The organism is Bacillus sp. RO1, from assembly GCF_012524115.1.
In the GTDB taxonomy this organism is placed as follows: Bacteria; Bacillota; Bacilli; order Bacillales; family Bacillaceae_I; genus Sutcliffiella_A.
This window is the reverse complement of sequence record NZ_JAAZWB010000050.1, coordinates 12,825-32,311: the sequence shown is the minus strand read 5'-3', so window position 1 is coordinate 32,311 and position 19,487 is coordinate 12,825. Positions and strand designations below refer to the sequence as shown.

The window sequence follows — 19,487 nt, the reverse complement described above, 5'->3', positions numbered from 1 at the left end:
ACATATTCCCTAAACTCTGGAGAGTAGCTTTTCTTTTTCGTCATGTTTAACACGTCCTTTTATCTGTTAGTTTTGATTAAAACATGACGCCAATCCCTGTGTCCACTTTTCATACTACCTCCAAAGTTTCTCCAAAGTTGACCGAACGAAATTTTGAGTTGTCCAAAGCTCGTTAAAAGTTGGCCGAACAGCAACCTCAAATGTCCGAACCCCCTGCTAAAAAATGAGGAAATTGTCCGAACACCTGACCGAATTGACCGAACCATTCCAGAAGCCCATTAAACCGAGTGATTTCCCCCTGTTTTTCTTCAAAATAGGTAACATTTCAAAAGCATCCGCGCTCCAACCCCAAAAGAACAAACCTAATTACCCAAAACCACTTCCGAAAAGACCAACCCCTTAATTACCTAACCCCACTTTTAATTTAGAAAGACCAACCCAAAACATCCCACAGTAAGAGCTAACCCAAAACATCCCCTAGTAAGAGCTAACCCCAAGTTGATTGCAGTGAAAGGCACGCAGACGCCCGCAGGCAAGCGAAGCGCCCGAAACGAAAATCAACTGGATCCACAGACTCCCCTAAATAAAAAGACCCGCACCAAAAACCAGGTACGAGTCTCCAATCACTTTTTCTTCTGTTGTATCTCTTTAATCTTTAAATGTAGCAGATAAGACCGAATAGCTACACCAAAGTCAAAAGTGGCGATGAGCATCAGCAGAACCGTGTGCCAGTGCCAAATGGTATCCTTCACGGAAACAATCGCCAGGTACAAGAACAAGCTGCCCATGATCGCATAGAAGAAAACCATTCGTAATGGTGTTATTTTCATGTGCAAATCCTCCAGGTAAGTTCAGCTCTAGCGGAGAGCTGTTTAAAAGAACGAAATAAAATTCGGTAGGTTCTTCTGCATTTCTTCCATTTGACGCATCATTTCTTCAATATCATCGCGGAACACATATTGCACCGTGACCACAAACGAGTTCATGGCAACGTGGGCGATGATCGGAACGATGATGCGGTTCGTTTTTACATATAGGAAAGCGAAAATGCCTCCCATGACAAAGTATATGAGCAGATGCTTGAAATCTTGATGGACCACGGCAAAAAGTAGCGAACTCACCGTCAGTGCGATGGCAAAGTTAAACTTCTTATAAATAGCGCCGAAAATGATCTTCCGGAAAATGATTTCCTCTAGAATTGGTCCAGCAACAGCAACGGCAAATATCATGACTGGGAATGCCGTCACAAATCCCATAATCTCTTGTGTATTCTCAGAGCCAGGCTGAATGCCGAAAATCTGCAACTCAATCTGTGCCGCCACAGCCTGCCCAATCAGTGCAAGCGGGAAGCCGACAGCCGCCCAAAGAAATGTTTTCGGGATGGAAGCCGTTTCGCCTCGAAAGTCCCCTTTGGTCCATTCGTTGCGGAGTATCCAGGCAACAATGGCCAATCCAATCGTAAAACTGATAAATGCCCAGACACCGATGAGATAAGGCTCTCTGGTGGCACGCTCCATGCCTTCCCCAACGCCAAGCCAGATCAACAGCGGGTAACCAAGCAATCCGGACAGCTGCATCAGGACATATGTAATAATGACCAACCAATAGTTTTTTGTCATAATAAGCTCCTCTTTTTCAAGGCTGTTTTCGTAATAGTTGTTGTTTTATCGTATGGATAAAATGCACGTTATACTCCTTACTGTCGTGCTCTTTTCTTACAAATCAGAAAAGAAGATTACACAGAAAAATAGAGTAGATAAGCGGTAAAAAGTCCAATTGCCGACTTTTTACTTGGTATAGCAACTACCTTTATGAAAAGAGCCTTATGCATTATTCACTTTTCGTATTGTACCATATAATCTATATGTCCTTATAACGATAAGGTTTCCCATAACTCGCAGATTTTACGAAAAGAATGCGTTTAAACCTCGAGGCACTTGAAGATAATGAAAAGGGTTGCAAGTCGAAAATTTTTTAGATAAAGATACTTGCAAAACAGAAGCAGATTCATTATTATAATAATTGTGTTAGCACTCAAGTGATAAGAGTGCTAATAAAAAATATTACATATGAAACCAAGGAGGTTGTTTTCATGTTAAAGCCATTAGGTGATCGCATTGTAATTGAGCTTGTTAAATCAGAAGAAAAAACGGCAAGTGGTATCGTATTACCGGACTCTGCGAAAGAAAAACCTCAAGAAGGTAAAGTAGTAGCAGTAGGATCTGGTCGCGTACTAGAAAGCGGAGAGCGTGTAGCACTTGAAGTAGCAGAAGGCGACAGCGTAATCTTCTCTAAATACGCAGGAACTGAAGTGAAATTCGAAGGAAAAGAACTTCTTATCCTAAAAGAAACAGACGTACTTGCAGTAGTAAGCAAATAATTTAATCAAAAAGCGGAGAGCTAACCGAATCAGCCCCGCATCTTATAAAATTTCAAAATGGTTGATTGTAGCGGAAGGTGTGAGACTCCGGCGGGAGGTAGCGGTAGCTTGAGACCCCACAGCGCAGCGAGGAGGCTCAAGCACACGCCCCGCGGAAAGCGAACACCTGCAGCGGAAATCAACCGAGCAACAACCAAAATACACTTAAATTCCTAAGGAGGTCTATCTATCATGGCAAAAGAAATTAAGTTCAGTGAAGAAGCTCGCCGCTCCATGCTTCGCGGTGTAGACAAACTAGCTGATGCAGTAAAAGTAACATTAGGACCAAAAGGACGTAACGTAGTACTTGAAAAGAAATTCGGTTCTCCACTAATCACTAACGACGGTGTAACAATCGCGAAAGAAATCGAATTAGAAGACGCGTTCGAAAACATGGGTGCGAAACTTGTAGCTGAAGTTGCAAGCAAAACAAATGACGTTGCTGGTGACGGTACAACAACTGCAACTGTTCTTGCGCAAGCAATGATCCGTGAAGGATTAAAGAACGTGACAGCTGGAGCGAACCCAATGGGCGTTCGTAAAGGTATCGAAAAAGCGGTTGCTGTTGCAATCGAAGAATTAAAAACAATCTCTAAACCAATCGAAGGCAAAGCTTCTATCGCACAAGTTGCAGCAATCTCTGCAGCGGACGAAGAAGTAGGTCAATTGATTGCAGAAGCAATGGAGCGCGTTGGTAACGACGGCGTTATCACTTTGGAAGAATCCAAAGGCTTCACTACAGAGCTTGAAGTAGTAGAAGGTATGCAATTCGACCGTGGATATGCATCTCCATACATGGTAACAGACTCTGATAAAATGGAAGCTGTTCTTGAAAACCCTTATGTGTTGATCACAGATAAGAAAATTACGAACATCCAAGAAATCCTTCCAGTTCTTGAGCAAGTAGTACAACAAGGCAAGCCGTTGTTACTGATTGCAGAAGACGTAGAAGGTGAAGCGTTGGCTACATTAGTAGTGAACAAATTACGTGGAACATTCAATGCAGTAGCAGTTAAAGCTCCTGGATTCGGTGACCGTCGTAAAGCAATGCTTCAAGACATCGCAGTACTAACTGGCGGAGAAGTGATCACAGAAGAACTAGGTCTAGACCTAAAAACTGCGAACATCAGCCAATTAGGACGCGCTGACAAAATCGTTGTAACAAAAGAAAACACGACAGTTGTAAACGGACACGGCAACACTGACGAGATCCAAGCTCGCGTTGGCCAAATTCGTGCACAATTAGAAGATACAACTTCTGAATTCGACCGTGAAAAATTACAAGAGCGCCTAGCTAAAATCGCTGGTGGCGTAGCTGTAATCAAAGTTGGAGCGGCGACAGAAACAGAACTAAAAGAGCGCAAACTTCGCATTGAAGATGCTCTAAACTCCACACGTGCTGCAGTTGAAGAAGGAATCGTAGCCGGTGGTGGTACAGCATTCGTAAACATCTACAACAAAGTAGCAGAAATCCAAGCAGAAGGCGACGAAGCAACTGGTGTTAACATCGTACTTCGCGCAATGGAAGAGCCTGTACGCCAAATCGCGCACAACGCTGGTCTTGAAGGATCTGTTATCGTAGATCGTCTAAAGAAAGAAGAAATCGGAGTTGGATTCAACGCAGCAACAGGCGAATGGGTAAACATGCTTGACGCTGGTATCGTAGACCCAACTAAAGTATCTCGTTCCGCACTACAAAACGCAGCTTCCGTATCTGCGATGTTCCTAACTACCGAAGCAGTAGTAGCAGACATCCCAGAAGAAAACGCTGGCGGCGGCATGCCTGACATGGGCGGCATGGGTGGAATGGGCGGAATGATGTAATAACGCCCTCTCAACCCTTGGTTTAAAAGGATTTGATAGTAAGGTGAGAGTGAAATGCTAACATTTTGCTAACATTGAGGTATTTTACGGAAGCTTCTCATGAGTTCACTGAACTCATGAGAAGCTTCTTTTTTTAGTTTCTTGAGTAACGTGGAGGTATAACTGTTTTGTGATTTTAGCAACATTCCGGGGCGATGAAGTGCGTGACTGACTGGCTTCCTTTTGTGGTTAAGATTTTGGAGTAAGGAGTTAATCCCTGCTACTTTTTCCAGGCAAAATCAATTATAATTACTTGAAAAAGTACATTGAAGTAAGGTGATAATATGATACATACATATTCAGGAGAAACCATCCATTTTGAGATAAAATACAAAAATCGTAAATCCATTGCCATTCGTATGGACGTTTATGGAAATGTCGAGGTCCAGGCTCCTAAAGGTACACAGGATGAAAAAGTGATTCAATTGCTGGAGGAAAGATGGGAACTGATTCAGGAAAAATCAAAGGAAATGAAGGATAGACTGCTTGGGCAGCAGGAGAAGGAATACAGTCAGGAGGAGAGGGTTCTTTATTTAGGAAAGACCTTTCCTGTAAAGGTTTATCAAGATGCCACTATTGAACAAGATTATGTCGTGTTTGATGAGAAACATATAAATGTATATGTGAAACAGGTGGAGGAGGGAAAGATAAAACAAGCTTTAAAGAGATTTTATTATCAGCAATGCAAAGCGATAGTGGAGAAGAGTGTAAGATCGTATCAAAGTAACTTTAAAGTAAAACCACGTTCTATCCGTATATCTGATAGTAAGACTACATGGGGAACCTGTGATTCCCAATTACAGTTAACTTTTAATTGGAAGTTGGCCATGACTCCAATGAAAGTAATCGATTATGTAGTAGTACACGAAATGTGCCATATGATTCATCTCAATCACGACCGCTCCTTCTGGCGACTCGTAGGAAAAATATCGCCTGATTATAAAGAGCAGGAAAATTGGTTGGCGCTGTCAAGTTGGAAGATGACTATTTAGGTAGGAGAGGCTTAGTAAAGGGGGGAGGTTTAATGCATCCTACAGAAATAATAGAGCTAATGATTGTCGGGGGCATAATCGTCTCAATCCTAATTATTACAATCTTCTTAAAAGCTAAATGGCGAAAGACTGGTTGGTTATTAGCATTGCTTATATTCGCATCATATTGCATATTTTTTGTCGCTCGTCCTTTTTGGATCGATGCCCAAATTGAAAAGAAAGTGAACTTACTGATACCTTACTTAGAAGAACACTATCCAAATGAAGAATGGACTATTTCCACTGTTCCTCACCGTGAAGACGGCTTTAAACATCGAAATCCATATTATATTGGTGTTGTTTTTGAAAGTGAACCAGATGTTACGTATGACTATTGGGTAGAGAGTAAGGATAATATCTATCAAATTAGTTTTTTAACAAACAAAAGGTTAGAGGAATTAGAGCATGTAGAATGATTTCAGGTTTTCTGTTTGGAAGGGTGGGGCTGTTCTGCTCTTTCTTTAAAGTCTAAGGAAGCAGGAGAACCGTCCCCTTGCTAAAAAAAACACCCTCATCCCCAAAACCGCTGACCAAGACACCCCGGATACCCATGTATATCCTGTACCGTATTCAAATCATATTGCTTTAAGGCGAATTGTGTATGGTATAAATATTCCATTACTAAGAGCTTCCCATTAGAGGTCCCGCATAACACCCCTGAAGTTCCTGTGCCATCTAAAAATGAGACGCCAATGGGCTGATTCATTAAGTGAGGAATTTTCTGTTGCCAAGGCATAGCTGACACTCCTTTCCCTCTAGTGTATAACCTATCACTCCATTAAGTGCCTGTTTGATTTTTTGTTGGTAGTGTATGCTACTTTTAAAACCCCACAGAAAGCGGCTCTCTTTGTAGTCTAAAAAAAATGAACCGTCCCCTTGCTCCCCCGATATCCAAAGAAACCAGATTTTAACTGATTATAACCCCAATCAACTAATCCTAAATACCCAGACCTAAATAACTATTAACCTTATTTAGAGTATCTAAATAACCAGTAATGCCTGATATTATTGAATTTCAAAATGTAAATCCGTATCGAACTCTACCCGAAAACACCATAAAATCCCCCCAATGACAGTCCCAAAGTATAGGACTTATAATTAAGTCAAACAAGGATGAAATGGGGATGAACACATGAACAGGGGTAAGTATTTAAAGGCAGCCTTGAGTGTAGGTCTTATTGTAGGAGCAATGGCACCGTTTAGCTCTCAGTCAATTGGACATGCACAATCTCAATCTAGTGCAGTAAACATCTTAGCAAATCTTTCACAAGAACAAAGAGAAGCTTTGGAGAACTTGGAAGTGAACCGTTCTTTAAGAGGATTGCAGCTTTCTAGGGACATAGATTTAGAGAGTACTGAAGAGGTAACGGTAATTGTAGAGTTTGATCAGCTCCCTGCAAAGGCTGAACAATTTCAGAAGTCCCTAAAAGGGGAAAAAATCTCATTAGAAGCAGCGTCCGAAAAGGTCGAAGAATCTCACAAGAAGTTCAAAAAAGATCTACAAACAAAAATAAAGAAGAAGGAAAAATCTGCAAAAGATCCGTATGAAATCAAATATGAATATAAAACGGCACTAAATGGAGTAACCATTACACTTCCTGCGAATGAAGTGGAAACCCTTCTTGAATCAGAAGTGGTCAAGGCGGTTTACAGTGAGCTTGAAGTACAACTGGCGCCTCCGCCAAAAACTGATGGAGAAGAAGGGTCAACAACAAAAGTAGAGAGTATTCCTTTTTTGAACATTGATAAGTTACATAAAGAAGGATTTACGGGTGAAGGAGTCAAGGTAGGAGTCATTGACACGGGGATTGATTACAATCATCCGGACTTAAAAGAAGCCTATAAAGGTGGATATGATTTTGTAGATAATGATAATGACCCGATGGAAGCAACGTATGAAGATTGGAAGGCAGCAAAAGGGTATCCGGAAACCTATCAAGGAAGCACCTACTATACTAATCACGGTACACATGTGTCTGGAACGATTGTAGGACAGGCAACCAATGATTCTGATTACAAAGTGTTAGGGGTGGCACCGGACGCTGAGCTGAATGTGTATCGTGTGTTAGGTCCGTATGGAAGCGGTATGAACAGTGCGATAATAGCAGGAATTGACCGAGCGGTAGCAGATGGAATGGATGTTATTAATCTATCTTTAGGAGCTCAGACGAACAATCCGCTTGATGCATCCAGCCTTGCAGTCAATAATGCCGTGCTAAGTGGAGTTACCGCGGTGGTGGCTGCTGGGAATTCAGGTGATTTAGGAAACAGTACGCTTGGTTCCCCTGGAGCGGCGGCACTCGCTTTGACGGTGGGGGCAAGTTCTGCACCTTCCTTTGTCACAACGTATGACGGAGGATTTACAGTAGCAGATCAGCAGCTAAATGGAGTATTACAGTTAATGACCAACAAATGGACAGATGAGTTCAGCAATCTAAAAGGAAAAAGCTATGAAATGGTCGATGTGGGAGAGGGAGGAGCAGCTGACTACAATGGCAAAGATGTAGCTGGGAAGGTTGCTTTTGTTGTCCGTGGATCCTATGCTCTGATTGAAAAGATGAATTATGCAAAACAAAATGGTGCAGTCGGGGTAGTGATTTATAATACAAATCCTGAAGAAGGCCATATCCCTCACTATCTGGGAGAAAACAATAATAACATTCCGACCTTTTCTTTAACGAATGAGAATGGTTTAGCTGTTAAAGAATTGTTCAAAGAAGGTTCTCCAACGGTTACACTTGGAGAAATGGGCACGGCTGAAATCAGCGGTGACGAACTCGCTTCCTTCAGTTCAAAAGGACCTTCCGGAACGCTGTATGATATTAAGCCGGAAGTAACGGCACCAGGTGTCAATATTCTCTCAACCGTTCCGTCGTTTATTCAAAATAAGGAAGATACTTCGGATTATTCTTATGCATACCAGAGGTTATCTGGAACATCAATGGCTTCGCCGCTAGTGGCAGGGGTGGCAGCATTATTGTTGGAATCCAATCCTAATTATACACCAGGCGATATCAAATCATTATTGATGAATACAGCTGATCCTCTAAAAGATCAATATAGTGTATATGAAGTAGGAGCTGGAAGAGTTGATCCATACCAGGCCATTCACTCAGATACGCTCATTTCTGTACTTGATGAAACACCTTTTATTGAAAATGGAGAAGAAATACTTATCCCTGAACAGACTGGAGGACTTAGCTTCGGCTTCATACCATTGGGGGATGAACATATTGAAACAACGACTGCTCTATCTATTACCAATAACAGTAACAAAAACAATAAATATGAAATCTCAGTAGAATATAATGTTGGAGCTGCAGCGTCAGGCTCTCTAGATGCAGGGGAAAACGGAGTGAAATTGAGTGTCCCTAGCTCCATAAAAGTGAAGAAAAATGAAGAAGAACGCATTAATGCGATTCTTACCATTCCAAAAACAGCCCAAAAAGGAACTTACGAAGGGTATATTGTGATTAAGAATAAGGATTCAGAAGAAATTAACCGCATTCCATTCGGAGCGAAAGTAGTGGAAGAGGGTATTGGTTTCTTTAAAGTTTATACACCAAGCATTTCAACGGATCGAGTGAAAAATCCATATAGCAGAAAAGCGACTGACCTGGACTTCATTTTGAATTCCCCAATGGAAAGATTGGATTGGGTACTTGTAGATCCTGATACCAAGGAAGAGTTGGGCTGGATTACATCCGTTAATGCAACAGGGGCAGCAATTGATTACTATTACTACATTCAACAAGGATTCGCCGGATATTACTTCCCATTTACCGGGCATGAAAAGAAGCCGATTAGCTATACGAAGGTAAGAGCGGAAGACGGCATCTATGAAGTGAAAATGATTGGAACGGCAAAGAATGGGAAGCAGTTTGAAAAGTCATCATTGATCAGTCTAGAAAATGGCGCTCCGATAGTGAAGTATGACAATACAAACGCTATGCCGACAGGAGATCTTCCGATTGTAGAACTGCCTGAAGGCCAAAGTACTGTTACTATCTCAGGAACAATAATGGATAACGAGATGAAAGCCGCTGAATCTGCGGGCATTCCGCTAACTCAAGCTGGTAGTCATTTGTGGTATGGATCAAACGGACCAAGTTATCGAGTGGATCTTGATGAGAATGGAAAGTTTTCTAGAGAGGTAAATGTTAATGCTTCTTCCATTACGCAAATTCAATACTTAGGAGCGGATTATGCAGGAAACACGGCAGTTCCTAAAGTCGTTTATTATGCCAGAGAAGGATCTCAATATGTGTTTGCCCAACCAGATAAAGAATCGTACCAGATGGGAGATGTAATCACCTATACCTTCTATGCAAACAATCTAGAAAAAGCACATGACTTCTCAATGACCTTCTATTATAACGACAAAAATATGGATGCACCTGTGAATTTCAAACTTGCCGACGGGCTCCCAGAAGGATCTGAATTGGTTGAAACTACCACAAAGCCTGGTACAACAAAGTCAGTGATTGATATTTCTATTCCGGGTGAAGGTGTTTCTGGAGATGTAGCTCTTTTTGAGGTTACAGTCGATACGAATGCAGATGAATTCTTCCCTGTATATGGATCATTATTCAGCAACAGTACCATGCAGGTAAATGGAGGACCTCGATTGACAACGAGAATCGGTGCTCATCCAATCTATCCAACTTTCTCAAAAGTAGATGCAGGATTCATTGGTGCTGAAGGGTTCCTGACTGATGCAGGAAGGTTCGATTACAGCAGAAATTATACAGAGGTAGGAGCGGCAATAAGTGTGGAAGATTCGAAAGGGAATTCATATCCTGCAAGACTCGAGTCCAATGGAAGAGTGTATTTTGATAAATTACCGATAGCAGAGACAAAGTATACGGTAATCATCGATATACCTGGACATTATACGACTTACACACCGCTTGAAGCTGGACGAAAGGTAAACGGTATCGCTATAGGAGAATTTATTGACTACAGGACAGCAGTATCAAAACCAGGAGATATCAACAAAGATAATGCAATAGATATCCATGATGCGATTTTGGTAGAGAAGCATTGGGGTACGGACTATAGGGACACAGATATCAATTTCGATGGCACAACAGACGCAAAAGACTTTAAGCTTCTTGAGAAGTATTACTTAAGTGAAAATGATTTTGTATTGGATACTCCAACCCCGGAAGAAGAAGCGGAAGGAAAAACAATCGAATCTATTAAGAAAGCCTTGGGAATAACTCCATAAGCTTTAGAAAAGGGCGGTCCTTGTAACGGGGCTGCCCTTTCCTTATAAGTTTAAGTGACAGAAAAATAAAACAATTAAAAAAACAACTCTTTTTCTGATGAAAAAATCACGGTATGATAGAGGTAATTTTACTTACAACTAAATCCGGGAGTGTTGACTGTGAGTTTAGGAATGCTAATTAAATTTCATCGGGAAAAGAAGGAACTGACACAAGAAGAGCTCGGTAGGGGAATCTGTTCTGTTACACATATAAGTAAAATTGAGAGAGGGATTACCCAGTATTCTTCAGAAATTACAAGTATGATCAGTGACAAATTAGGTATCCATTTGGAAAATGAAATGGAGTCCCTGCAAGAATTTGAACGGATGCTTGACCAATGGCATGACAGCATGATAATGCAGCAAAATAGTGAGATGGACCGACTTAAAACAGAAATTGAGAAGCACTCTCTATTCCTAATACATTCGATTAAAAATAAATACACGTTATTACATGCCAGATATCTTCTGCATCAAGGGGACTTAGCAAGGGCCAACAAGCTGCTAGCAAAAATGAATATGGAACGTAAAGAGCTGAATACTTATGAATGTAACCTGCTTCATCACCTGTTGGGAATGGCAAAAATCCTGAATGGAAATTTCAAAGAAGCTTTGGAATATCTATTGAAAATCAACGAAAGAGACTACCACAATCAGGAGTTTTATCACCAAATAGCTATTTCTTATCTGAACCTCCAATTGAAAGTCAAAGCCTACTATTACAGTGAGTTGGCATTAGAACACTTCAGGAAAACTAGTAACTACAAGAAAGTCATCGACGCAGAAACCATTAAGCTGATTAGTGAGGGCAGAAATGAACTCTGGGATTTTGAGGAATTGGTGGCAAGATACCATCGTCTAATTGCGCAATGCGACATGATTAATGAAAAAACAAAGAAAGCAGCACTGCTCAGTAATCTGGCATACGAGTATGCTTTTAGAGGAGAAAATACCAAGGCTGCAGATTTCTATAAAAGGACGTTAGAATTATTGGAGGCAACTCCCCGTAGCCCAGTGTACCTGAATAATCTAATAGGTTATATCTATTGCAGCCTGCAAAATGACATCCATGAAACGGATTTGGCAGAGTTAATAGAAAAGGGGAAACATTTGTCAAAGATGATTGAAGATCAGAGTAGTTTCATGTTTTTTCAAATGTTGAACCTTTTAGAAAAGAAAGAAATGAAAGCCTATCATGAATTTATTGAAAAGAATATCATTCCCATGCTGGAGAAGAGCGGGAAGATTCATCAGCTGCGAACATATGAAAAAACAATGTATGAGCACTACATGGAGGTTGGAAACCATGTGAAAGCATTGGAATATGCAAACAGGCTGATAAAAGACTAGATGATAAAATTGGAGTTTAGTCAATTCATCAGCTGCCAATCGTAAAAACGCAAAGGAGGATCACTATGCAAACAAAAGACCAATTAATCAATTCTTTTAGTGAAATCGATATGAAAGAGTATACCATGCCCATTATCTGTATATACAATAGCCCTACCGATTACAAAGGAATGTTTGTGGCGAGACTCTTTGATGTGAATAAACCGACTCCGGTAATTCTGATGAGACTTACATTGGATGCCATTAGAAAAGAGATTCCGGAAAGTTTTTCCCTTGTCCCTAAACAAGCTGGGGAAGATGCTAATATTGTAGAAACGTATATTTAGATTTACAATCCCCCTCACTTTTAAAACCCCGCAAAACTGGGTATAAGAACCCTATACGAATGTGAGGGGAAGCCAATTGATAAGAATTGCAGGAATGACAAGAGATCATCAAATCAACAAAAATATTACTATTGATAACCTCGATAGGAACGCCTATAAATGGTTCTGGGTTGACTTCAACCAGCCGTCGGAAGAGGAAATAAAACATTTAGATAGTACCTTCCACTTCCACCCATTGGCGATAGAGGATTGCATACATAGATTGCAGCGGCCGAAGCTCGATCATTATGAGGATCATACTTTTTTCGTGACACATAGTATTCAACAAAAGGAAGACGAGCTTCATAAGGAGGAAGTGAATTTTTTCTTAGGAGAAAATTATGTCGTTAGTTTTCATCAGGCACCTTCTAAAGAGGTGGATGCGGTGTGGAAGAGCTTGGACAAGCCACCAAAAGACGTGGAAAACTGGGATGAGTACTACGTGTTTTATGAGATTCTCGACGACATTGTTGATAACTATTTTCCGTTGCTATATAAGCTGGAGGACCAGTTGGACAAAATTGAAGAAAACACGCAAGATAAATCGATGAATCAGCTGATGGACGAGCTGTTCGATACGAGGTATTCCTTATTGGACCTGCGACATACAATCAACCCGATGCGTGATCTGCTTTACCGCATGCTCAATACGCATCGCCTGGATGGGGTCATGAAACGGAAAGAGTACTTCGCGGATATTTATGACCATCTTCTGAAGCTTTCTGACATGGTTACCTCCAACCGGGAATTAACGGCGGACATTCGGGATAATTACCTTTCCTTGAACTCCCATCAAGCCAACAATGTCATGAAGGTCCTTACCATTATCACGTCCATCTTCGCACCACTGACTTTTATCGCTGGGATCTACGGCATGAATTTTCAATATATGCCGGAGCTGACCTATAGATATGGGTACTTTATTGCGCTTGGAGTCATGTTCGTCATGGGGATAGGCTTGTATATTTGGTTTAAGTGGAAGGGATGGTTTAAGTAGAGCAATACGCAAGGATAAGGGTGTGTTTACTTGAATGTTCTAGAAACGGAACGACTAGTGCTCCGAAGGCTTACATATAATGATGCAAAGTTTATACTGGAGCTTTTGAATGAGCCCTCATGGCTACAGTATATCGGAGACAAGGGCGTGAGAACCCTAGAAGACGCGAAGGATTATATTATGAAGGGACCTTGTGACATGTATGAACAATTGGGCTTTGGTCTCTATTTAACCGAACTGAAAGGGGAAGGAATTCCGATTGGAATCTGTGGTCTTATTAAAAGAGAGGCCTTAGATGATGTGGATATTGGGTTTGCATTCCTTCCTAAGTTTTGGGCAAAAGGGTATGCCTATGAAGCAGCCTCTGCTGTAATGAAATATGGAAGAGAAGTTATAGGCCTAAATCGGTTAGTGGCTATAACTTCTTTAGACAACCATAATTCTGTTAAACTGCTTGAAAAGCTAGGGTTTGTATTTGAAAAGAAAGTTAAGCTTTCTCAAGATTCTCAGGAGGTTAAGTTGTTTGTGACTGGACTTTAAATCTATGTGAGAGACGGAGATGAGGTGAAGGTAGGGAGCAAATTCCATTGAATTTGAGAACAAAAAAACAGCATACCCAACCCCACCGGGTTAAATATGCTGCCATGTTTGTTCCCCTAAAACTTAATACACCTTATCCCCATTAAAAATAGAGTTCTTCACAATCACATAATCTACGTGACGGATGGCGTCTAAAGTCGTTCCTCCAGCATAGGAGATAGAAGACTGAAGATCTTGCTCCATTTCCGTTAGTGTATCTTGTAAGGCACCTTTATGCTCAACGAACATTTTTTTGCCTTCTACGTTTTTCTTTTCGCCTTTTTGGAATTCGGAAGCGGAGCCGAAATATTCTTTTACTAGTTTACCGTTTACTTCGCTAGTTTCTCCTGGTGATTCTTCATGGCCGGCAAAAAGGGAGCCAATCATGACCATCGTTGCACCGAAACGTACGGATTTCGCGATATCACCGTGTGTACGGATTCCGCCATCGGCAATGATCGGTTTGCTTGCTGCTTTTGCACATAAACGAAGTGCTGCCAACTGCCAGCCACCAGTTCCGAAGCCGGTTTTAATTTTTGTGATACATACTTTACCTGGTCCAATTCCGACTTTTGTTGCATCTGCGCCGGCATTCTCCAGTTCACGTACCGCTTCAGGCGTACCAACGTTACCAGCAATGACGAAGCTCTCTGGTAAGTGTTTTTTGATATGCTGAATCATATTGATAACAGCATTGGAATGCCCATGGGCAATATCGATTGTGATGTATTCAGGAGTAAGATTTGCTGCTGCAAGCTCTTCAACGAATGAATATTCTTCTTCTTTCACTCCAACACTAATGGAAGCGTAAAGACCTTTTGCATGCATGTTCTCGATGAATGCCTGACGCTTTTGTGGCTCAAAGCGGTGCATGATGTAAAAGTAATTGTTTTCAGCAAGATAAAGGGCAATCTTTTCATCAATGATCGTTTGCATGTTGGCTGGCACGACAGGAAGCTTAAATTGACGGCCACCTAGTGTCACCGTAGTATCACACTCAGAACGACTGTTAACCACACATTTATTTGGCACTAACTGAATATCTTCATAATCAAATACATTTTCCATGAGACACACCCCTAAAAGATTAATTTTTAAAGTAATGTTCGGTTTTTACACAACAAAAAAATCCAGACTAAAAATGGGTAGAGTAATCCACCCATTCGTAGTTAGGATTTTACGGCTCCTAGTAGAAACTCTTAGACCATATCTCTAAGAATATACGAATGAAATCAACTATATTATTTAAACACAAATTTGATTATAAACGAACTTTCTTATTATGTAAATAATTATTGTTCGTCTTTTAAGGATAATTAAAAGAAATTCACACGATTATTACGTGATAAATTGTTTTTCTATCTTTTCTCCTATCTAGTAAAGATGTTTGTAAAAATAAGAATAATAATGATAATTATTATCAATAATAAATATAGAAAAGCGACAATCACCGTCATGATTGCCGCTTTGTCGTAAAATTAGTGTCCAGCGGGTTCGAATGTTTTACAATCTGTTTCTTCACTGTTCGAAGCGTTACGTTCTTTGTTGTTTACTACATAAATTTGAGTAGCGCCACATTTGTTTTGAGCATTAATGTTGTGAACACAACTGCTTACTTCACATATTACATCCTGTGCCATTTAAACACCTCCTTAATTTTAGAATAAACAAGCTTGGTTCATTCTATACAGATAGAAGAGTGCATACTCTTCATCATAAATAGTGCTGTGAGAAAAGAATTTTTCTTATATAACTATTTTTAAACAAATGTTTGTATAAGTCATTTTTAACTATTGCATCTAAGCGGTTTGAATTGAATCGATAAACATCGACTATTTCCGCATGCTATATGAAAATACGAATAATTTTATTAACAATAGAAAAGGCTATATATGCCATGAACAGCATATATAGCCTTTTACTTATTGCTTATAACCATTTCTAATCGACTGGATAGCTTGCTTAAGTGTTGATTTGAACGTGATGTCTTCAAAGGTATTTTGTAATAGGTTTACTTTTTTCGCAAGGTCTGGTCGAATCCCGGTAAAAGTAACTCGGACTCCTACCAATTTAAGAGAATCGGAGATGAGCATTAAATTTTCGACGCTTATGGAATCGATGCGGGCGAGGCCGGATAAATCAATGATGATGTACTCTAATTCCCCTTTTGCGGCTTCAGCCAACGTGTGTTCAATGACCCTAGACGTTCGTTCTGAATCCACCTCGCCGATAAGCGGAAGGACAGCCATATCATCAAATATTGGAACTAGAGGCACGGAGAGCATTTGGACTTGTAAGTTTTTCTTTTGTAAATCCAGGACGTTTCCGAGCAACTTGGCCATTGCTTTAAATAAATCCTTGTGTTCTTCTGTAAAATGGAAGGGTCGCAAATCCATTCCGCACAAGGTACCGTAATTCTCCCCATCCTTATAGTAAATGGGAACACCGATAAGCGATCCGCCCCCAAGACCTTTGGTAACTGCCATGTCTTTGGTTAGGTCAGATAAGTTCAGATCTTCAATGATAAGTGGTTCCCGACCACTTTTAACAATAAACTGTCAGTAGGAATCACGGTATAACGTTTCAAACCCTGAGGGAAGCACAACATCATTACGATTGAAGGCATGGATAATGTTGACATCCTTTTTATCGTTTTTTGCAATGAAAAAAGTGTTCACATCAACAAATTTACTAATCAACGCTAAAATTTCATCTGCCGCTTCTTCCATTGTTTCATAAACCAAGCTATGCGCATGCGTCATCGGTATCACCTGCCTTCCATAATACTCCCATCGTAACTTAGATATAGGAAAAAAGATACAATATTGCGACAATGTTTTAACTTGGATGGGTAGAAATCATGTTGAAAAATGGGGTGTAAAGGGATGTTATCCTGTGAAACTACCTAGATCTCCATAAATTTCACAACACCTTCATACCCACTTCCTGGAGGACAAAGTAATCCGTGTGCGCCAGGACCGGTACTCCCTGACCCTGGTCAACCAGGACAACCTGGAAAACCGGCAAATCCGGTCTAGGTGAATAATCCCGCAGTGCCAGGTAAGGGTGATGGGAAGAAAAGTGAACATGGGAAGAAACAGAGTGGAGAGAAGCTTCCAAACACCGCTACTAATCTATATGACTTTTATGTCACCGGCTTTATATTGCTGGTGGTGGGAGCAGGAAGTATGTTAATTGTGAGGAAGAGAAGAAGAGTGTTATAGGGGTATTGGTGAGACACATGGAATCTTTTGGATTTCATGTGTCTTTTTTAAATAAATCCGTATAAACTTAGGAGAAGAGAGATGGGTTCAGTTCGAATAGTAATTTTTAAACAAACGTTTGAATAAATGGATTTTTTTTATTGTAAGGAAGGGCTTAAAAGCGGTTCGTGAAATATCGACTATTTTCGAAAGGTATATGGGAATAACAACGGAGGGAAGTGTAATATATGAATTTAGTTGAAAAAGCTATTATTTTTGCTGCTTCGGCACATAAGAATCAGACAAGAAAAGGGACAGAAATCCCCTATATCACACACCCTTTTGCGGTGGGCATGATGTTGCAAGGTGCAGGGTGTTCTGAAGAAGTGGTTGCTGCAGGAATTCTGCACGACACACTGGAAGATACGGAAGCCACTTATGATGGCCTGGTGAAAGAGTTCGGTGGCCGTGTAGCAGATTTAGTCGTGGCTGCTTCTGAAAATGACAAAAGTCTTTCATGGGAAGAAAGAAAGCAGCACACTATTAATGGATTAAAAGATGCATCCATGGAAGAATTGCAAGTCGTTGTTGCGGATAAGCTGCACAATTTACGCTCCATTCGAACGGACCTTGAAGAGCAAGGGGAAGTGATTTGGGGACGTTTTAATAGAGGGAAACAGAAGCAGCACTGGTACTATGCAAGCATTGTGAAGGCGTTGGCACCTAGGAAAGATGGTTATAAGTTGATCAGTGAATTGGAGAAAGAAGTTAGAGAAGTTTTTGGTTTGTAGAGTTGTAGAAGGAGAGGCCCGCTTAGGGAATGGATGTGGTGAGGTCTTCATCGAGGGTATGAGGACGTCTCTGAGGTGAAAATGGATGTGGTGAGGTCTTCATCGAGGGTATGAAGACGTCTGTGGAATGAAAAAGGAAGTAGCCGAGGTCTTCATCCAGTGCCCCTACTTGCTAAGTTCTAAATAATAGAAAAAAATCTATAAATTCTTAGAAATCCCTGCTAAAATATTCAAGGAAGGAGATGGAAAATATGAAAATATTAAGAAGAGCCCTGTTGGTGATCAGTTTAATGGCAATAGGAAGTGTGCTGACTGCTTGTAGCGAAATTGTAGATACGATAACAGAGCAGGTTGATGCACAGGACGAACTAATTGCCTATATTGAGGATAGCAATCCAGTCATTGAAGCTAGTGTAAATGTGGAGGTTGCGGCAGATGAATTTGTATTTATGGAAGAGGATATAGAGAGTGCTTACACATATTTAGTTGAGACGACCATTCCTGCCCTTCAAAAAGTCGTGGAAGATACAGAAGCCATTGTCATTTCTTTTGAAGAGTTACAACCATCACACGATAAGTTGATCGAGGCGCATAAAAAACTGTTAGAAACTTATTCCACTTATGCAGAAGGGTATTACAATGATGACGAAAGCTTGTTGGAAAAAGGAGATCTTCTCTACGAAGAGTATGGTGTAATATACGATGAGCACGAAGCTTTGTTTACTGAATTGGCCGAAGAGTATAACTTAGAGGTGGAACTAGAAGAAGTAGAATAAACTAATAATAAGCAAGGCACACGGGAGATTACGTGTGTTTTTTTTATTATAAACTGGAGATTTATTCGGGAGAGCAGCGGTTTCAGAAGGCTAGGTCTAGGTAAGGTGGATGGGTATTTGTAATCAATCCCGTTTTAGCCTGTTCACTTCTGCCGCATTACCAGCATAAACTGTTTTTGAGGTGATGTAGGTGGGTGAGTTAATCCCTTTCCCTTTACCAGGGAGTGATTTGACAAAAGAAGAATTATTGGACTACTACCAATTAAAACAACATATTGCACAAGCTCAAACATTTCGGGAAGTACGCATATGCAAAAAGTTGTTTAAGGAATGGAAAGAAAAGATAGAGGCACGAAGGCGGCAAGAATAAGATAAAGATGGTGGTGCACATGTGGCATCACCTTTAATTTTTGGAAACTTTTTCTTGGTTGGTGCGTAAGTCTATATGGATAAGAGTTTTTTTCTAATAGGAGGAGTATATATGACCCATGAGCATCTTAAAGAACTAAAGATTCTTAATGCAGCTCTAATAATAGGTGGTTTGGTGTTAATGTTTCTAAGTGTTACCTTTGGTACGGCGATTGGGGATTCGTGGTTGGATGGCGTCGGTGGCATGGCTGATACAAGTAATTATGAAAGAATAGTTGACACCCAAACTAACAATTTCGTCATTATAGGGAGTATCCTTTTTGGTGCGGGAGTACTGACTTTGCTAGGTACATACTATTTATCTGCACGGTACATAAGATTAGCGGATGGTGAAAAAGAAGAATAAGAAAAGCTTATAGGCATTCATAAAATAACAATTATTTCTATTATCACCTCCTTTGGATAAGATGAAAGT

General features: G+C 40.5%; 21 protein-coding genes and 1 riboswitch. Of the genes, 14 read left to right on the top strand and 7 right to left on the bottom strand.

The features are described from left to right. Window positions 1-623 precede the first annotated feature (623 nt). Together HC179_RS05895 and HC179_RS05890 are read right to left on the bottom strand one after the other, a co-directional pair. A complete protein-coding gene (locus HC179_RS05895) occupies window positions 624-830 on the bottom strand; it encodes a YdiK family protein (RefSeq protein WP_168863497.1) in 207 nt (68 codons plus the stop codon). A 42-nt stretch (window positions 831-872) separates the two neighbouring features. Continuing rightward, window positions 873-1,619 carry a CPBP family intramembrane glutamic endopeptidase gene (locus HC179_RS05890; protein ID WP_168863496.1) on the bottom strand — a complete coding sequence of 249 codons (747 nt, stop codon included), beginning with the start codon at window positions 1,617-1,619 and terminating at the stop codon, window positions 873-875. A gap of 473 nt (window positions 1,620-2,092) precedes the next feature. Between HC179_RS05890 and groES the strand changes: the two genes are divergently transcribed. The 4 genes from groES (at window position 2,093) to HC179_RS05870 (ending at window position 5,729) form a co-directional block, all read left to right on the top strand. Next, window positions 2,093-2,380 (top strand): co-chaperone GroES, encoded by a 288-nt coding sequence (gene groES / locus HC179_RS05885; protein WP_168863495.1) that lies wholly within the window; start codon window positions 2,093-2,095, stop codon window positions 2,378-2,380. Window positions 2,381-2,611: 231 nt separating this feature from the next. Beyond that, complete coding sequence (gene groL / locus HC179_RS05880; protein ID WP_060666774.1) at window positions 2,612-4,243, top strand: chaperonin GroEL; 1,632 nt, start codon at window positions 2,612-2,614, stop codon at window positions 4,241-4,243. Between the two features lie 323 nt (window positions 4,244-4,566). Beyond that, complete coding sequence (locus HC179_RS05875) at window positions 4,567-5,274, top strand: M48 family metallopeptidase (protein ID WP_168863494.1); 708 nt, start codon at window positions 4,567-4,569, stop codon at window positions 5,272-5,274. 32 nt (window positions 5,275-5,306) lie between these two features. Continuing rightward, window positions 5,307-5,729: a hypothetical protein gene (locus HC179_RS05870; RefSeq protein WP_168863493.1), complete on the top strand. Its 423-nt coding sequence runs from the start codon at window positions 5,307-5,309 to the stop codon at window positions 5,727-5,729. A 95-nt stretch (window positions 5,730-5,824) separates the two neighbouring features. On the opposite strand, the gene HC179_RS05865 is transcribed toward HC179_RS05870, so the two are convergent. Continuing rightward, a complete protein-coding gene (locus HC179_RS05865) occupies window positions 5,825-6,049 on the bottom strand; it encodes a hypothetical protein (protein WP_168863492.1) in 225 nt (74 codons plus the stop codon). Window positions 6,050-6,445: 396 nt separating this feature from the next. Between HC179_RS05865 and HC179_RS05860 the strand changes: the two genes are divergently transcribed. The 5 genes from HC179_RS05860 (at window position 6,446) to HC179_RS05840 (ending at window position 13,834) form a co-directional block, all read left to right on the top strand. After that, the gene (locus tag HC179_RS05860) at window positions 6,446-10,543 is read left to right on the top strand and encodes a S8 family serine peptidase (RefSeq protein WP_168863491.1); all 4,098 of its coding nucleotides are present in this window, start codon (window positions 6,446-6,448) and stop codon (window positions 10,541-10,543) included. Between the two features lie 159 nt (window positions 10,544-10,702). After that, the gene (locus HC179_RS05855; RefSeq protein ID WP_168863490.1) at window positions 10,703-11,932 is read left to right on the top strand and encodes a helix-turn-helix domain-containing protein; all 1,230 of its coding nucleotides are present in this window, start codon (window positions 10,703-10,705) and stop codon (window positions 11,930-11,932) included. Between the two features lie 65 nt (window positions 11,933-11,997). Continuing rightward, a complete protein-coding gene (locus HC179_RS05850) occupies window positions 11,998-12,258 on the top strand; it encodes a hypothetical protein (RefSeq protein ID WP_168863489.1) in 261 nt (86 codons plus the stop codon). 76 nt (window positions 12,259-12,334) lie between these two features. Continuing rightward, entirely contained in the window at window positions 12,335-13,294 is a 960-nt protein-coding gene (gene corA / locus HC179_RS05845) for a magnesium/cobalt transporter CorA (RefSeq protein WP_168863488.1), read from the top strand. A 30-nt stretch (window positions 13,295-13,324) separates the two neighbouring features. Further along, window positions 13,325-13,834 (top strand): GNAT family N-acetyltransferase, encoded by a 510-nt coding sequence (locus HC179_RS05840; protein WP_168863487.1) that lies wholly within the window; start codon window positions 13,325-13,327, stop codon window positions 13,832-13,834. Window positions 13,835-13,957: 123 nt separating this feature from the next. Here HC179_RS05840 and guaC read toward each other — a convergent pair whose 3' ends face one another. The 4 genes from guaC to HC179_RS05820 all read right to left on the bottom strand — a co-directional run bounded on the left by guaC (window position 13,958) and on the right by HC179_RS05820 (window position 16,635). After that, window positions 13,958-14,941: a GMP reductase gene (gene guaC / locus HC179_RS05835; protein ID WP_168863486.1), complete on the bottom strand. Its 984-nt coding sequence runs from the start codon at window positions 14,939-14,941 to the stop codon at window positions 13,958-13,960. A 78-nt stretch (window positions 14,942-15,019) separates the two neighbouring features. Continuing rightward, window positions 15,020-15,119: riboswitch (purine riboswitch) on the bottom strand. A 232-nt stretch (window positions 15,120-15,351) separates the two neighbouring features. Further along, window positions 15,352-15,513 (bottom strand): DUF1540 domain-containing protein, encoded by a 162-nt coding sequence (locus HC179_RS05830; RefSeq protein ID WP_168863485.1) that lies wholly within the window; start codon window positions 15,511-15,513, stop codon window positions 15,352-15,354. Window positions 15,514-15,795: 282 nt separating this feature from the next. Continuing rightward, window positions 15,796-16,398, bottom strand: a complete 603-nt coding sequence (locus tag HC179_RS05825) for an STAS domain-containing protein (protein ID WP_346775124.1) — start codon at window positions 16,396-16,398, stop codon at window positions 15,796-15,798. A 33-nt stretch (window positions 16,399-16,431) separates the two neighbouring features. Then, window positions 16,432-16,635 (bottom strand): hypothetical protein, encoded by a 204-nt coding sequence (locus HC179_RS05820; RefSeq protein WP_168863484.1) that lies wholly within the window; start codon window positions 16,633-16,635, stop codon window positions 16,432-16,434. 291 nt (window positions 16,636-16,926) lie between these two features. Between HC179_RS05820 and HC179_RS21155 the strand changes: the two genes are divergently transcribed. From HC179_RS21155 to HC179_RS05795, 5 genes are all read left to right on the top strand, one after another. Beyond that, window positions 16,927-17,097 carry an LPXTG cell wall anchor domain-containing protein gene (locus HC179_RS21155; protein ID WP_168863483.1) on the top strand — a complete coding sequence of 57 codons (171 nt, stop codon included), beginning with the start codon at window positions 16,927-16,929 and terminating at the stop codon, window positions 17,095-17,097. A gap of 227 nt (window positions 17,098-17,324) precedes the next feature. Then, window positions 17,325-17,867: an HD domain-containing protein gene (locus HC179_RS05810; protein ID WP_168863482.1), complete on the top strand. Its 543-nt coding sequence runs from the start codon at window positions 17,325-17,327 to the stop codon at window positions 17,865-17,867. Between the two features lie 251 nt (window positions 17,868-18,118). Then, on the top strand, window positions 18,119-18,643 hold the full coding sequence (locus HC179_RS05805; protein WP_168863481.1) for a hypothetical protein: 525 nt from the start codon (window positions 18,119-18,121) through the stop codon (window positions 18,641-18,643). A gap of 190 nt (window positions 18,644-18,833) precedes the next feature. Then, window positions 18,834-19,013 (top strand): hypothetical protein, encoded by a 180-nt coding sequence (locus tag HC179_RS05800; protein WP_168863480.1) that lies wholly within the window; start codon window positions 18,834-18,836, stop codon window positions 19,011-19,013. A 111-nt stretch (window positions 19,014-19,124) separates the two neighbouring features. Continuing rightward, window positions 19,125-19,418, top strand: a complete 294-nt coding sequence (locus HC179_RS05795; protein WP_168863479.1) for a hypothetical protein — start codon at window positions 19,125-19,127, stop codon at window positions 19,416-19,418. Window positions 19,419-19,487 lie beyond the last annotated feature (69 nt).